Source organism: Nitrosomonas sp., assembly GCF_024282095.1.
Lineage (GTDB): Bacteria > Pseudomonadota > Gammaproteobacteria > Burkholderiales > Nitrosomonadaceae > Nitrosomonas.
In genome coordinates, this window is the sequence record NZ_JAMWZS010000027.1 from 26,547 (window position 1) to 40,789 (window position 14,243).

The 14,243-nt window shown below is 48.0% G+C and carries 16 protein-coding genes and 1 pseudogene; 7 read left to right on the top strand and 10 right to left on the bottom strand.

Annotated features, from left to right (window positions below):
* Window position 1 precedes the first annotated feature (1 nt).
* Genes Q0K92_RS09015 through aat form a run of 3 tightly spaced genes read right to left on the bottom strand, consistent with a single transcriptional unit; the run spans window position 2 to window position 2,484 of the window.
* Complete coding sequence (locus Q0K92_RS09015; protein ID WP_297325475.1) at window positions 2–1,036, bottom strand: quinone-dependent dihydroorotate dehydrogenase; 1,035 nt, start codon at window positions 1,034–1,036, stop codon at window positions 2–4.
* A gap of 40 nt (window positions 1,037–1,076) precedes the next feature.
* Window positions 1,077–1,784, bottom strand: coding sequence for an arginyltransferase (locus Q0K92_RS09020; RefSeq protein ID WP_297325476.1), 708 nt, complete (start codon window positions 1,782–1,784; stop codon window positions 1,077–1,079).
* Window positions 1,777–2,484 (bottom strand): leucyl/phenylalanyl-tRNA--protein transferase, encoded by a 708-nt coding sequence (gene aat, locus Q0K92_RS09025; RefSeq protein ID WP_297325477.1) that lies wholly within the window; start codon window positions 2,482–2,484, stop codon window positions 1,777–1,779. The genes Q0K92_RS09020 and aat overlap by 8 nt, the downstream gene beginning before the upstream one ends.
* A 131-nt stretch (window positions 2,485–2,615) precedes the next feature.
* On the opposite strand from aat, the gene Q0K92_RS09030 reads away from it, so the two are divergent.
* Both Q0K92_RS09030 and Q0K92_RS09035 read left to right on the top strand, forming a co-directional pair.
* Window positions 2,616–3,539, top strand: coding sequence for a porin family protein (locus Q0K92_RS09030; RefSeq protein WP_297325478.1), 924 nt, complete (start codon window positions 2,616–2,618; stop codon window positions 3,537–3,539).
* Window positions 3,540–3,844: 305 nt separating this feature from the next.
* Window positions 3,845–4,675, top strand: coding sequence for an inositol monophosphatase family protein (locus Q0K92_RS09035; RefSeq protein WP_297325479.1), 831 nt, complete (start codon window positions 3,845–3,847; stop codon window positions 4,673–4,675).
* A 17-nt stretch (window positions 4,676–4,692) separates the two neighbouring features.
* On the opposite strand, the gene scpB is transcribed toward Q0K92_RS09035, so the two are convergent.
* The 6 genes from scpB to Q0K92_RS09065 are packed head-to-tail and all read right to left on the bottom strand — an operon-like array spanning window position 4,693 to window position 9,566.
* Window positions 4,693–5,322 (bottom strand): SMC-Scp complex subunit ScpB, encoded by a 630-nt coding sequence (gene scpB, locus Q0K92_RS09040; RefSeq protein ID WP_297325480.1) that lies wholly within the window; start codon window positions 5,320–5,322, stop codon window positions 4,693–4,695.
* Window positions 5,288–6,097 (bottom strand): ScpA family protein, encoded by an 810-nt coding sequence (locus tag Q0K92_RS09045; protein WP_297325481.1) that lies wholly within the window; start codon window positions 6,095–6,097, stop codon window positions 5,288–5,290. The genes scpB and Q0K92_RS09045 overlap by 35 nt, the downstream gene beginning before the upstream one ends.
* Before the next feature lie 45 nt (window positions 6,098–6,142).
* Window positions 6,143–7,345, bottom strand: a complete 1,203-nt coding sequence (locus Q0K92_RS09050) for a tryptophan--tRNA ligase (RefSeq protein ID WP_297325482.1) — start codon at window positions 7,343–7,345, stop codon at window positions 6,143–6,145.
* A 26-nt stretch (window positions 7,346–7,371) separates the two neighbouring features.
* Window positions 7,372–8,037 (bottom strand): site-2 protease family protein, encoded by a 666-nt coding sequence (locus Q0K92_RS09055; RefSeq protein WP_297325483.1) that lies wholly within the window; start codon window positions 8,035–8,037, stop codon window positions 7,372–7,374.
* Window positions 8,030–8,662 (bottom strand): L-threonylcarbamoyladenylate synthase, encoded by a 633-nt coding sequence (locus Q0K92_RS09060; protein ID WP_297325484.1) that lies wholly within the window; start codon window positions 8,660–8,662, stop codon window positions 8,030–8,032. The genes Q0K92_RS09055 and Q0K92_RS09060 overlap by 8 nt, the downstream gene beginning before the upstream one ends.
* A 52-nt stretch (window positions 8,663–8,714) precedes the next feature.
* Window positions 8,715–9,566: a 3',5'-nucleoside bisphosphate phosphatase gene (locus Q0K92_RS09065; RefSeq protein ID WP_297325485.1), complete on the bottom strand. Its 852-nt coding sequence runs from the start codon at window positions 9,564–9,566 to the stop codon at window positions 8,715–8,717.
* Between the two features lie 131 nt (window positions 9,567–9,697).
* Between Q0K92_RS09065 and Q0K92_RS09070 the strand changes: the two genes are divergently transcribed.
* The 5 genes and pseudogenes from Q0K92_RS09070 to Q0K92_RS09090 all read left to right on the top strand — a co-directional run.
* Window positions 9,698–10,921, top strand: coding sequence for an NnrS family protein (locus Q0K92_RS09070; RefSeq protein WP_297325486.1), 1,224 nt, complete (start codon window positions 9,698–9,700; stop codon window positions 10,919–10,921).
* Between the two features lie 329 nt (window positions 10,922–11,250).
* The gene (locus Q0K92_RS09075) at window positions 11,251–11,685 is read left to right on the top strand and encodes a helix-turn-helix domain-containing protein (protein ID WP_297325487.1); all 435 of its coding nucleotides are present in this window, start codon (window positions 11,251–11,253) and stop codon (window positions 11,683–11,685) included.
* A gap of 125 nt (window positions 11,686–11,810) precedes the next feature.
* Window positions 11,811–12,608, top strand: coding sequence for a glutathione S-transferase family protein (locus Q0K92_RS09080; RefSeq protein WP_297325488.1), 798 nt, complete (start codon window positions 11,811–11,813; stop codon window positions 12,606–12,608).
* A 195-nt stretch (window positions 12,609–12,803) separates the two neighbouring features.
* Complete coding sequence (locus Q0K92_RS09085) at window positions 12,804–12,989, top strand: hypothetical protein (protein WP_297325489.1); 186 nt, start codon at window positions 12,804–12,806, stop codon at window positions 12,987–12,989.
* Between the two features lie 256 nt (window positions 12,990–13,245).
* Window positions 13,246–13,724 (top strand): annotated as a pseudogene (locus Q0K92_RS09090) (transposase); the annotation flags it as partial.
* Between the two features lie 105 nt (window positions 13,725–13,829).
* On the opposite strand, the gene Q0K92_RS09095 reads toward Q0K92_RS09090, so the two are convergent.
* Window positions 13,830–14,243 (bottom strand): transposase (locus Q0K92_RS09095; protein WP_297325490.1); only part of this gene is annotated, 414 nt, incomplete at its 5' end.

Genomic DNA, 14,243 nt, shown 5'->3' on the forward strand with positions numbered 1-14,243 from the left:
CTTAATCAAAATTCTGTTTTGCTGTAGCGGCACAAACAGCCTGTGCAATTTCTCTGACCAAATCAGGGCCACGATAAATCAAGCCGGTATATAACTGTATCAAGCTGGCGCCGGCTTTGAGTTTATCCTGCGCATCGTGTGCCGACATAATACCGCCGACACCAATGATAGGAATGGCATCTTGTAAACAGTGATGCAGTTGATGAATAACCGCGGTGGCACGTTGCGTCAGCGGAGCACCGCTTAATCCGCCGCTTTCCTGTGCTATTGGCAGATGCTCGATTCCAGTGCGCGAGATGGTTGTGTTGGTCGCAATCACGCCATCCATTTGATGTTTCATCAGTAACGCAGCAATTGACTCAATTTGCGCCACTTCAAGATCGGGTGCGATTTTTACCGCCATCGGCACATATTTTCCATGCGTTTGTGCCAGTTTCATCTGCTCGGATTTTAGTTGGCTCAACAGCTGATCGAGCGCATCGGTCGCTTGTAATTGCCGCAAATTCTGTGTATTCGGCGATGAAATATTGACAGTGACATAGCTGGCATAGCGATAAACTTTCCGTAAGCCAATCAGATAATCATCCGCTGCCTTCTCCAGCGGCGTATCAAAATTCTTGCCGATGTTAATACCCAGTACGCCTTGATAATCCGAACGTTCGACATTTTCTATCAAGCGATCCACACCATGATTATTAAAGCCCAATCGATTAATCACGGCATTTGCTTCAGGAACACGGAAAATACGTGGGGTCGGATTACCCGGCTGAGGTCGTGGCGTCACCGTGCCAATTTCAATAAAACCAAATCCCAGTGCAGCGAGTGCATCCAAGTGTTCGCCATTTTTGTCCAATCCGGCGGCAAGTCCGACAGGATTGGGGAAATCCAAGCCCATGATGGTGCGTGGCTGACAGACAACCGGCGTGCTTTTCAGTAATCCGAGTTTTCTGGCATTTTCAATTGCGCTGAAAGTAATGCAATGCGCGGATTCCGGGTCAAGTTTGAAAAGCAGTGGGCGAAGGAGTGTATAGAGCATGCGGAATTTTATCCTGAACGACTGCCGGTTTAAATAAGTTTCAAGAAAGACTGTCGCTATCCAGCAATCGCCATTGACCGTTCATTAGGATTTCCAATGGTTGATAATTGATTTTATAGCGCATCTTGCGGTTCTCTTTGATCCAATAACCTAGATAAAGATAAGGCAAACCAAGTTTCCGGCATTGTTCAATTTGCCATAAGATATTATAGGTACCAAAACTTGCATGGGTGATATCTGCATCATAAAAAGTATAAACCGATGAAAGTCCGTCGGGCAGCACATCAATAATACTGATCATGCGTAACGTTTCACCTTCATGGAATTCGACCAGTTTGGAATTCACGTGACTTTGTAATAAGAAATTCTGATACTGCTCAAGGCAATCATTGTCCATACCACTGCCAGCATGGCGCTGTGCCTGATAACGTTGATAGAGTGCGTAATGATCCGCTTTGTAATGAAGTGGGTGTTGTGTGGCTGTCAGATGTTGATGATGCTTCCATGCGCGGCGTTGCGCGCGCTTGTAAACAAACGCATTGGCATTGACGCGTACCGATAGGCAAGCATGACAATGTGCACAATTGGGTCGATAAATATAATGACCGCTACGACGAAACCCGGCCTGCAGCAATTTCCCATACGTTTGCGTATCAATCGGATAATCCGGTGTAACCACTTCAGAGCATGCCAGCCTGTCCGGTAGATAACTGCAGGAATAAGGGTGGGTAGTGTGAAATTTAAGCACGGGTATCGCTCATTGTACGATCGAAGTTCCATCGACTGCCTGGTTCTAATTGGGTTATCAGCGTCTCTAACTTTTGACTGAATTCCCGTCTGGAAATTTCCCGTGCGCCCAAAGATGCCAGATGGCCGGTTCTAACCTGGCAATCAATCAAGCCAAACTCCCAATGTTGTAATTGCTTTACCAAATGCACGAAGGCGATTTTTGATGCATCCGGTACACGCGAGAACATGGATTCGCCGAAAAATACCTTGCCTAACGAAACGCCATACAGTCCGCCGACAAGTACGCCATCCATCCACGTTTCCACGCAATGCGCCAATCCCATTTCATGCAACGCAGTATAAGCGGCAATCATTTCCGGATGTATCCAGGTGCCGGCTTGTCCCTTACGCGGTGCAGCGCATGCGTGCATAACCTGACTGAAACTGCAATCGGTGCGAATTTGGTAGTGATCCTTGTTAAGTGTCTTGCGCAACGAACGAGAAATCTTTAATTCACTGGGAAACAGCACCATGCGCGGATCGGGACTCCACCAAAGTATCGGTTCGTCTTCGTTAAACCAGGGAAAAATACCTTTGCGGTAAGCCTCAAGCAAACGCCGTGGCGAAAGATCCCCGCCGGCGGCCAATAAACCATTGGGTTCTCTGAGTGCGCTCTCCACCGATGGAAAAGAAGAACAAGATCTAACGCTGGAACTCATAAAATTTTTCAAAAATAAATACTGATTGATAATAACTTGATACAGATCAAAGTTCCTATTTTAACGTTTATCTATTATCGGGTTTCGATTTAGAACCTAAGAATAAATAAAATATATAAAAGGAGACTCAAGTGAAAAATCTTTTTGACAGAGTGCGGCTGGCTTCACGCATTACTGCGAGTTTATTTGTTGTAGTCAGTGCAATGGCTGCGCCTCATGCGCTGGCGCATGATAAGGCAGCAGAACGCATCAAGCAATTGGAACAAAGCTTGCAGGCCATCCAGGCTGAATTGCAAAAAATGAAATCTGAATCTGCTCAGGCTGCGCAAAAGGTTAGGAATATAGAACAAACAACTAGTCAGACAGAACAGAAATTAAATAGTCTTGAAGAGAGGAAGGTTGTATTGACAGAGAGGGTAGATCCATTAACGCAACGCATCGGTTCAGATATAACAGAAAAAACTCGTTTGCTGCACTTCCGCGGCGGCTTTACACACATGATGAATCATCGCAATGGCGTATCCATACAAAGTCAAGTATCACCGGTTGGAGCTCAGGATCAATCTGATAAACAAGGCTGGTATGTGGGGGCAGGTATTGATTGGGGGCTGACCAGAGATATGTGGGGGCTTTTACCCAAAACGACTGTTTTTGCAGAACTGATGTTTGAGTATAAGCAATTTGGCGCGCATGTTCTGGGCAATGGTGCAGTAGGTAATGCTCCCAGTATGTTAGCTGGCGGCGCAGTAAATCCGGTTAATGTAACGGTTAGCCAGTTTACGGTATCCGCATCGCCTAAAATCAAATTTTTTGAAGGGTCAAAAGTTAGACCCTGGATTATTCCTGCAGGTTTGGCAGTTCACGTCATGAGCCCACCATCCGAGTCTATTACAGTTTTGGCACCTGGAGTTCAATTTGGCGCGGGTGTTGATTACAACATCTGGAAGGACTTTTTTGTCGGCATCGAGGGTCGCTATCACTTGACAGCCGGCAGGACAGATAACGTTAATTTGAGTGGTATGACGGCTGGTGGTTATGTTGGAATTGGTTTCTAAAGATTCAGATGCTGAGGAAAGACGAAAGAGAAAGCGATGAATTAGCAGTACATTGGCTTACGCAAAAAATTAAAAGTCTGTCCTTGTTCTTATAGCATTGTATTTTTGTTTCGTGGCAATAGAAGGGTATGAGTGCTTACGAAGCCTTTACACCTCACTTTTTTTGTGAGGTGTTTTTTTTGTTATGCTGCCTGGGAAAAGGAATAATTTTTGTCACCTGCGCAGCGTTTTTAAATAGATAAAACCAAGCGTGCAAGGTGGATTCATATTAAAATCCCGCTTCTGTTTAATTTTGAATCAAAAACATGCATCCAATGCTAACCATCGCGGTGAAAGCCGCGCGCCGTGCTGGCAGTATTATTAATAAGGCATCACAGAATCTGGATTTGCTCAATGTGTCGAAGAAATCGCACAGTGACTACGTGAGCGAAGTCGATGGCGCGGCGGAAGACGCCATTATCAAGATTTTGTTAACGGCTTATCCCGATCACGCGATTTTGGCGGAAGAAAGCGGTCGCCAGGGCGATCATAAAAAATCCGAGTTTCAATGGATTGTTGATCCGCTCGATGGTACAACCAACTTTTTGCATGGTTTTCCCAAGTATTCCGTTTCCATTGCGGTGAAGCATAAAGGCGTGCTGAGCCATGCGGTGGTTTATGATCCGACCAATAATGAGTTGTTTACCGCCAGTCGTGGAGGGGGCGCTTATTTGAACGATCACCGTATTCGTGTCAGTAAACGCACTCGATTTGAGGATTGTTTGATTGGCACAGGGCTTCCGTTTCGTGATTTGACGCATATCGATGCTTACTTCGCCATGCTCAAGGACATTGTTCCACGCATAGCGGGGATTCGGCGGCCGGGGTCTGCTGCGTTGGATCTGGCCTATGTCGCGGCGGGGCGCTATGACGGTTTCTGGGAAATTGGTCTGGCGCCGTGGGATATGGCGGCCGGTTGCTTGCTGATTACCGAAGCGGGCGGATTGGTTGGTGATTTGGAAGGCAATGGAACACAGTTGGAGAGCGGACAAATTATTGCGGGAAATCCGAAAGTATTCGGACAGTTGCTGCAGGTGATTGCGCCGCATCTGACACCGGAGTTGATTGAAATACAGCGGACTGCCAAGTCTCTCTAGTCGAATTGCCGGGAAAGTTAACGATCTGACGCTTCAGGTGCTGCAAACGGTAATTCTTGATGGTTATCGTTGGATTCGATCAGCGATCTCATCTCTTCGAGTGGCGGAAGTTCTTCCAAAGTACGTAAGTTCAAATCATCCAGAAACTGTGATGTCGTAGCAAACAACGCCGGTTTTCCGGGTACGTTACGATGTCCGATCGCTTCAATCCAGCCGCGCGCAGTGAGTGTTTTGAGCACCGAGCTGGATACGCTGACACCACGGATTTCTTCAATATCACCCCGCGTCACGGGTTGACGATAGGCAATAATCGCGAGTGTTTCCATAATGGCACGTGAATACCGGGGCGTCTTTTGTGGGGTCAGCCGATCCAGATACGGTTGTATCTCAGCTTTGGTCTGAAAGCGCCAACCGCTCGCCACTGTCACGAGTTCAACACCGCTATCGCGCCATTTCTCGCGAATTTCTTCCAGTAATTTGGCCAGCAACGCGGCGCTCAATTCATGATTGAATAATTTTCTCAGTTCGTTAACAGGCAAAGGCTCCTGCGTTGTCAGCAATGCCGCTTCGAGAATTTTTCTGGTTTTCTCAGGCGTGAGTGAATCCAATGCGTCAGACTGATTCGGCGGCGTCGATTGAGCGGACATAAATGATTCCAAAATCTTGGGATTGAGCAATTTCCAGTAGCAGTTCCTTCGCCAGTTCCAGAATTGCCAGGAAGGTAACCACAACTTCAGCGACTGTCGCTGTGGGGCTAAACAAGTCGTAGAATTCCACTTGTTTCTGCCCGCGCAGATCACGTAAAACCTGGCTCATATAAGCCCGTACGGAAAGAATCTCACGTTTGACTTGATGGTGGCGGTTGACTTTGGCACGCGTCAGGATGGTGGCCCAGGCATGCCGCAAATCATCCAGGTTGATATTGGGTAATTGTTCAGTAGCATTTTGTTCGATCCATACCTGAATGACGGTGAAGTCGCGCTCAGCTTGCGGCAATTCATTCAGGCGTGATGCGGCTTTTTTCATTTGCTCGTATTCGAGTAAACGCCGCACCAGTTCAGCGCGCGGATCGTGTTCTTCTTCCATTTCCGTTTTTGGAGTGGGCAGCAACATGCGCGATTTGATCTCGATCAGCAACGCAGTCATCAGCAGATATTCGGCAGCCAGTTCCAGTTGATCAACGCGCATCATGTCGACATAGGTCATATATTGCAGCGTGAGTTCTGCCATCGGAATATCCAGGATATTCAGATTATGCTTGCGGATCAGATAGAGCAGTAAATCCAACGGTCCCTGAAAGGTATCCAGGAAAACTTCGAGCGCGTCCGGTGGAATATACAGATCCTGCGGAATTTCCAGCAAAGGCTCGCCGCAGATTTTGGCTATGGGAGATACGTCAACAGAATCAATCACTGAATTCACTGCGGGATACCACTGATTTGGTTCAATTAGCCCATTGCGAATGCATCAGGAGTAACTGAGTCCCATCGCTTCACGAATGTCGCGCATGGTTTCTTCCGCCAGTTTGTTGGCTTTCTCACAACCGTCTGCAATGATATTGCGTACCAACGTTGGGTCCTCTTCATACTGTTTGATGCGCTCAACCATTGGCGCTTGTTCAGCCAGGATTGCGTCAATGACGGGTGATTTGCAATCCAGGCAGCCGATTTCCGCGTTCCGGCAACCGTGCTGTACCCATTTTTGCGTATTGTCATCGGAATAGACCAAATGGAATTGCCATACCGGGCATTTGGCTGGATCGCCTGGGTCGCTGCGCCGCACGCGCGCCGGGTCGGTAGGCATGGTGCGGATTTTTTTGCGGATGGTTTCGGGATCTTCCCGTAGGCTGATGGTGTTGCCATAGGACTTGGACATTTTCTGGCCATCCAGCCCAGGCATTTTGGAGGCTGCGGTGAGCAGCGTTTCAGGTTCGGTCAAAATCATTTTGCCGCCGCCTTCCAGATAACCAAATAAGCGTTCGCGGTCGCCCAGACTGAGATTCTGTTGTTCATTCAGTAATGATTTGGCTTCTTCCAGCGCGTTTTCATCGCCTTTTTCTTGATACAGCGTGCGCAGCTCAGTATACAGTTTTGATTTTTTTGAACCCAGTTTCTTGATGGCTAATTCAGCTTTTTCTTCAAAACCGACTTCTTTGCCATAGATATGATTGAAACGGCGAGAGATTTCACGCGTAAATTCCAAGTGCGGCGCTTGATCCTCACCGACCGGCACCCGATTGGCGCGGTAAATCAGAATATCCGCGCTTTGCAGCAAAGGGTAGCCGAGAAAACCATAGGTGCTGAGGTCTTTCTCGGACAGTTTTTCCTGTTGATCTTTGTAAGTGGGCACGCGTTCCAACCAACCGAGCGGTGTCATCATCGACAGCAGTAGATACAGTTCTGCGTGCGCCGGAACCTTGGATTGAATGAACAGAATCGCCTGCGATGGATCAACGCCAGCAGCCAGCCAGTCAATGACCATATCCCAGACATTTTGCTCGATAATTTCCGGCGTATCGTAATGGGTCGTCAAGGCATGCCAGTCGGCGACAAAAAACAGGCATTCATACTGTTGCTGCAACTTTACCCAGTTTTTTAATACGCCATGATAATGTCCTAAATGCAGGCTGCCGGTGGGGCGCATGCCTGATAAAACGCGATCAGCAAACATGTTGATTTCCTAAATTTAAAACGTTGTTAAATATATAGTCCAAAAACTGACACAATCATTATTTTGGCCCAGGTGATTGCAGGCCCGATCACGGCACCCAGTACACCGCTGAATAACAATGCCAGTAATATCATAAAACCGTAAGGTTCGATGCGGGAGAATTGATAAGCCAAGCGGTGCGGCAGCAAACTGACCGCCATGCGGCCGCCATCCAGCGGGGGCAGCGGCAACAGGTTGAGCACCATCAGCACAACATTGATTTCAATACCCGCGATTCCCATGAGGGCCAATGGTTTTGCAAAACTGCTCTCGGGCATGAAAATAGCCAGTTTGATCATCAGCGCCCAAAAAAACGCCATCAGCAGATTGGCACCCGGCCCGGCAGCGGCAACCCAGAGCATGTCGCGTTTGGGGTGGCGCAAGTTGGAAAAATTAACCGGCACCGGTTTGGCCCAACCAAATAAGAATCCTGCGCCGACGGTCACCTTGCTGAGAACAAACAATGATAGCGGTACCAGGATCGTGCCGACGAGATCGATGTGTCGCACCGGATTGAGACTGATGCGTCCTTCGTTAAAGGCTGTGAAGTCACCGAACTGTTTGGCGATATAACCATGCGCCGCCTCATGCATGGTGATGGCAAAAATAACCGGTAAGGCATAAATGGCGATGCCTTGGATGATACTATCCATGACTGATTCCAAAGGGTTCGATGCTGCCTTTACCTTGCCGGATCAATTCGGGCACGTCGCTGGTCAAATCAATCACGGTGGTCATGTCGATGCCGCAGGAGCCGGCATCCATCACCAATTCCACTTGATGCTCCAGGCGTTCGCGGATTTCCTCCGCATCATTCATCGGTAACTCATCCCCGGGCAATATCAGTGTGGAGCTGAGCAAGGGCTCGTCGAGTTCTGCCAGTAGCGCCAGCACAACCGGATGATCGGGAATGCGCAGGCCGATGGTGTTGCGCTTGGGATGTTGCATGCGGCGCGGCACTTCCCGCGTTGCCTGTAAAATAAACGTATAACTGCCGGGCGTTGTCGCTTTGAGTAATCGATACTGGCTGTTATCCACTTTGGCGTAGGTGGAGATTTCCGCCAGATTCCGGCACACCAGTGTGAAATGATGATGATCATCCACTTGCCGGATGGTGCGGATGCGCGACATCGCGTCTTTGTCGCCGAGATGACAGCCCAGGGCATAACAGGAGTCCGTGGGATAAACGATGATTCCGCCGCTGCGTACTATTGCAACAGCCTGTCTGATCAGGCGCAAATGCGGTGTGTCGGTGTGAATTGAGAAGAATTGGGCCACAGTAAAGAAGATGTCTGGATTAAATAATGATTAGGGTAGCATATCGTGAAAGTTATTCGATTGCTGCAAGGCTTTTCCAGTCATGCCAGACCGGTTTGCATCCCAGCGGAAGTTCGGGCAATTGGCCTAGATCGTAATAGCTCTCGCCAGGACCATGAAAATCCGAGCCGCAAGAAGCCATCAAACCCATGTCTTGCGCGTGTTTTGCAAAATCTTTGACCTGCTCGGGCGTGTGACTTGATGTGACCACTTCGATGGCTGCTCCGCCTAATGCACAAAATTCATCGAATAGATCATTGAGTACATTTTTACCCAAATGATAGCGTCCCGGATGCGCAATGACTGCCCGGCCTCCGCTGCCGTGAATCCAGCCGATCGCATCGCTGAGTGCTGCCCATTCGTGCGGGGTATACCCCGGCTTGCCTTTGATCAGATATTTTTTAAACACGGATTTGACATCTTTGGCATAGCCTTGCTCGACCAGAAAACGCGCAAAGTGTGTGCGTCCAATTAAGCGTTGCTCGCCCACATACGCATAAGCGCCTTCCAGACTGTCATGAATACCGATTTTGGCGAGTTCTGCGGCGATATTCTCGGCGCGTTGCGTGCGGCCTGCACGGACAGCGGCCAAGCCTTCAATGAGTGGCGTATACTGCGGATCAATGTCCAGCCCGACAATGTGTAGTGTGCGGCCACGCCAACTGACGGAGATTTCCACGCCGTTTATAAATGTGATATTTTTCGTTTCGGCTATTTGGCGCGCCTCTGCAAGCCCGGCGATGTCGTCGTGATCGGTTAAGGCCAACGTTTCAACACCGCGTATAGCTGCCCGTTCGACTAATTGTGTGGGAGTTAATAAGCCATCAGAAATGGTGGAATGACAATGCAGATCAATATTGAGCATGAAGCGGATTATATGCGCAAAGCGGAATATGCATCATAACAAATAACGCGACTTAAGAAAAATGATTGTATTGGATAATTAAAGGGATAGTTTGTCCCATGAATAAATTGCACGTTTCATAAGGAATTCGAATGACCATGACCTCGACTGTTCGCGATCATATTTCCGCTGCGCCGCATCGCAGCTTGTTTCTGGCCGGCGCACTGCAAGGCGTGCTGACGCTGTTGTGGTGGGTGTTTGATCTGGCCGGGCGCTATGCCATTGTCGGATCAGCCACAGCCTGGAGTATTGTTCCCACCTGGGCGCATGCTTTCCTGATGGTCTATGGATTTTTCCCGTTTTTTATTTTGGGTTTCCTGTTTACTACCTATCCCAACTGGATGAACAGTGACAAAGTAAAACCGAGTGAGTACATGGCCACCAGTTTATTGATGGCGCTCGGCGTTGTGCTGTTTTATGCAGGGCTAATGACGCACAAAGTGATCATCATCATGGGCGTAGAGATCATGCTGGCCGGGTGGGGTGTCGCGGTGTATGTGTTATTTCGCATCTTATTGGGCACACCCGCTCAGGATAAGCGCCATGCACGGGTAACCAGCGTTGCGCTGCTCATGGGCTGGCTGGGCATGGCGGCGTATTTGGTATGGCTGGTCACCGAAGTTCCGGCAGCGCTGGATTTTGCACGCCACGCGGGCATCTGGTTTTTTCTGTTGCCGATTGTGCTGACGGTTTCACATCGCATGATTCCATTCTTCTCCAGCCGGGTATTGGATAATTATGAGATGGTCAGACCTTACTGGATGCTGTGGCTGATGCTCGCCTGTATCGTTGCGCATGGCTGCCTGCAATGGCTGGAGATGGCCGCTTATCTGTGGATCGTGGATTTCCCGCTGGCATTTTGTGCCATTTATTTGTCGTACCGTTGGGGATTTTTGCGCAGCTTTAAAGTCAGTTTGCTGGCGGTATTGCATGTTTCCTTCGCCTGGCTGGGTGTATCGATGCTGTTGTACGGGATACAAAGCCTGGTATATCAGCTATCCGGCAACATGCTGCTCGGCTTGGCACCCTTGCATGCATTGGCGATCGGCTACTTTGCCAGCATGGTATTGGCGATGGCGTCACGGGTCACACTCGGGCATTCCGGGCGACCGTTGGAATTGGATCGCTTCACCTGGTTGCTGTTCCTGGGTTTCCAAGCGGCGGCCGTACTGAGGATTCTGGCGGATATCGTGCCGGTGCTAGCACCGATGTTCTACGTGGCCGCCGGACTCGCCTGGCTGATTTGTTTTGTGCTCTGGGCGGCTAAGTATGCGCCGATTTACTGGCGACAACGGGTGGATGGGAAACCGGGGTAGTTTAACTTCATCCTTCAATATAATAAATTCCAAAAATTTTAATTATGTTCTTATTTTATACTTGCAATTAGCAAGTAAATTGCTATACTAAAACAACTTGTGAAATGCAAGTATTGTTTGTGGAAGATAGAAGATTAATGCTTGAAGGAGTAATGACATGGAAACAACACTGGATTTACACAGTCGACTACTTCAGGCTGAATCAATTTTTCCTGCCTTCAAGGGATCGTCGGGGTCTTATTGATCCACGCTAATTGCAAAATGCGAATATAAATTCCAAATTCCAAATTCCAAATTCCAAAGGTTAATCTATAGGCAAGGGCAAAGTTATGACGAAATCAAACCAGATCAGCCGTTCCTCCTGTCCAGTCAGCTGTGCTCTGGACATATTGGGCGATAAATGGACGCTGCTTGTCGTTCGTGATCTCATTTTTCGCCATAACCGATACTTCGGGGATTTTCAGAATTCTCCAGAAAAAATCGCTACCAATATTCTTTCTGATCGGCTGAAAAAGCTGGAGGAGTGCCACATCCTTTCGCGACGCCGTGATCCGGCTAATGCGCGCAAGGTTATTTATACGCCTACTGAAAAATGCCTGGATCTGGTGCCAACAATCATGGAGCTGTTACGTTGGGGTGCAAAATATGCTCCTGAAAGTGACGCGCACGAGAATCTGGTTCAACGATTCGTACAGGATCCGGTGGAATTCATGGCGGAAATACGACTATCTCTACGTAAAGAGAATGAAGCGAATAAAGAATAGAGGGATTAGATGTTTAATTTTTAACTGAACTTTACTGGAATGCCCTTGGACTACTACCGGGGTCTTCGTACTATCCTAATAAGGCACCTACTTAACATTAAACTGCAATACAGAAGGAATAATCCATGTACGATCAATCAAATGTCGAACGCACGCTGTACGGATTCTGGCTCTCACCTTATATGAGTCAGGTCGCGCACTTCCTCTTGGAAACCGGTCTAACTTATCGCTATGAACGCGTGTCTCCGTTTCAGGGGAGCACACTTACGCCAAAGCACATAGAACGAAATCCTCTTGGGAAAATTCCCACGCTCAGGGATGTCAATGGCGTTAATATTTCGGAAAGTCACGCAATCTGTCGTTATCTCGCGAGAATCTACCCAGAAGCACGAAAGTTTTATCCTATTGATGATCCGATGCTCTGTGCAGAGGTCGATGCCAAGAATGATTTCATCACTTTCTCCATTGCGGGTCCATTCTTCAACTGGTTTGTTGTCAGCGCATATTTTCCAAAAGCATGGAAACTCAAAATTGAAAAAGAAGCACATATCTATCATCTTTGTTCTGTTTTACTAAGCAAAATGTGGCTGCCCCGACTAGTTAATGGCTCGAGAATGGAGCCGTTCCTACTTGGCAAAGAGCCTTTTCTGCCAGATTTCCAGTTGTTCTACACGCTCGAGCTTAGCCAAATGTTTTCTGAGCTGTTCGAAATACCCGAGATGCATCTATTTCGAGACGATCCAGCATTACAGACGTTTTACGATGCCATGTGCGAGCGCCCTTCTACCCGGGAAATACTGGCGGCTAAAGAATTGGAGCTGGATGTTACGAAGAAGGAACTCTTCGGAGGGTTTGGTGCGGCCTATCTTGACAAGCATATCGACAGACGAATCCTTGGAGAGCTATTCGGGCGTGAAGTCTGACCCACACATACTGCAGATCATCTGAGTAAGGTTTTGCATCTACTCCCACTTTCGCAAGGGATCAAGGGCTTCTTCTGGCGGTCTATGTTACCGTTCAGTAGCATATTTGCCTAAACATCCGGTTTGCGTATAGTGAATTTAGAAAAAAAGGCGTTTATTTTTCCTATACGCCCTTCAATCGATAATAGGCCTATGATGAACAATGCTTCCACGAATACGATCCCTAAAGGGCCTTTCACTCGAAAAATGGAACGGCGGCTGGGTAGGTATGGCAATGATGGTCATTGCCTACCTGATCGAGAAAGCCGTGCTGCGTTCGATCAAGCGCAGTGGCACAAAATCTTCGGCGCTGAACAGATGTTGATACTGGTTAAAAACTGACCATCCATTACGGTTGAAATTTGATCAGGGGGAAATAGTGCGCAGGATACTGCGCAACTATGGATAAGTTGACCAGACTAAGTTGGTTTTTTTGCCTCCTGTTGATGTTTTTAGTCGCCCCTGCAAAACGTTTGAGAACCCTATAAATGTTCGAATATCCCTGGGAAATCATGATATAGGCATCAAAACCTGAGGGAATGAGGGGAAACTTAAATGCCGATTGATGATTTTTTTCATGCTCGTCTGGACCAGATGATCGCTGCTGTATCTGAAACACACATTCAATCTGAGTGATGAAGAACTGGTGAAGTGCTGGTCCGAGAATGTGGTCTGGCAGTATTTCAGCGAACAGGTGTATTACACACCGAAGTTACCCTGTGACGCTACTCAGATAGGTCGCTTCTGCACTGCTATTGGTGAATCCGGTGTTGAAAAGCTGCTGAAGGCAACCATTGACGCTGCTGTACAGGCGAAGGCGATCAAACCGTCTGAATTCGAACGTGTCATCGTCGATACGATAGTCGCAAGAAAAAGCGATCGCGCATCCCGTGGATACACTTGCTGGAAATTGGGCGTAGCAAAATCGTACAGGCGGCCAAACGCAACGACATCACTCTGAAGTAGAACTACACCAAGAAAGGCAAGGAACTGCACCGCAAAGCCAGCGGTTATGCCCATGCCAAGCAATTTCGTCGCATGCGCAAAACCGTTAAACGCCAACGCACGATCCTTGGAAGACCACTGCACAACCGCGAGAATTTAGCTGTAGTGACAGAGAAAAATATCCAAATGACAGTTGTTGCACGTCATTTTGGTAGAAAGTGAAGTTTTTTCCTTTTTTTAGGGGAGTTTTTCCCCTTGTGCAACATTTGGACGGATTGCTCCCCTTAATGGTTGATCTACGAAAATTTTGTTGGCTGCTTTTTTCAGATTCATGCAGATACTTTTCAGTATGACTTGGGCGTTGACTTTTACCGTACCGAAGTAGCTGGCGCGTCCCATTCTGAATAGGCGTTTGATTGTGCCGAAACACTGTTCGACAATATAGCGTTTTTTGCTGATCAATTGATTCGCCAGCTTCTGGCGTGACGAGAGTGGTTTGTTCTTGTACGCACGATGCATGATTGCGCTCTTGATTTTGTGCTTTCTTAGAAACTGCCGATTGGCGTTGCTGGCCGATCCCTTGTCGGCATACACCCGATTCGCCTCGATATGCGCAACATCGATAGCTGCTTCGAAATGCATCATTTCGCT

Coding starts and splice junctions, on each gene's coding strand:
- scpB (WP_297325480.1), bottom strand. CDS start 5,322: ATGTCCGCTCAATCGACGCCGCCGAATCAGTCTGACGCATTGGATTCA.
- Q0K92_RS09080 (WP_297325488.1), top strand. CDS start 11,811: ATGTACGATCAATCAAATGTCGAACGCACGCTGTACGGATTCTGGCTC.
- Q0K92_RS09050 (WP_297325482.1), bottom strand. CDS start 7,345: ATGTTTGCTGATCGCGTTTTATCAGGCATGCGCCCCACCGGCAGCCTG.
- Q0K92_RS09035 (WP_297325479.1), top strand. CDS start 3,845: ATGCATCCAATGCTAACCATCGCGGTGAAAGCCGCGCGCCGTGCTGGC.
- Q0K92_RS09065 (WP_297325485.1), bottom strand. CDS start 9,566: ATGCTCAATATTGATCTGCATTGTCATTCCACCATTTCTGATGGCTTA.
- Q0K92_RS09075 (WP_297325487.1), top strand. CDS start 11,251: ATGACGAAATCAAACCAGATCAGCCGTTCCTCCTGTCCAGTCAGCTGT.
- Q0K92_RS09015 (WP_297325475.1), bottom strand. CDS start 1,036: ATGCTCTATACACTCCTTCGCCCACTGCTTTTCAAACTTGACCCGGAA.
- Q0K92_RS09055 (WP_297325483.1), bottom strand. CDS start 8,037: ATGGATAGTATCATCCAAGGCATCGCCATTTATGCCTTACCGGTTATT.
- aat (WP_297325477.1), bottom strand. CDS start 2,484: ATGAGTTCCAGCGTTAGATCTTGTTCTTCTTTTCCATCGGTGGAGAGC.
- Q0K92_RS09070 (WP_297325486.1), top strand. CDS start 9,698: ATGACCATGACCTCGACTGTTCGCGATCATATTTCCGCTGCGCCGCAT.
- Q0K92_RS09085 (WP_297325489.1), top strand. CDS start 12,804: ATGAACAATGCTTCCACGAATACGATCCCTAAAGGGCCTTTCACTCGA.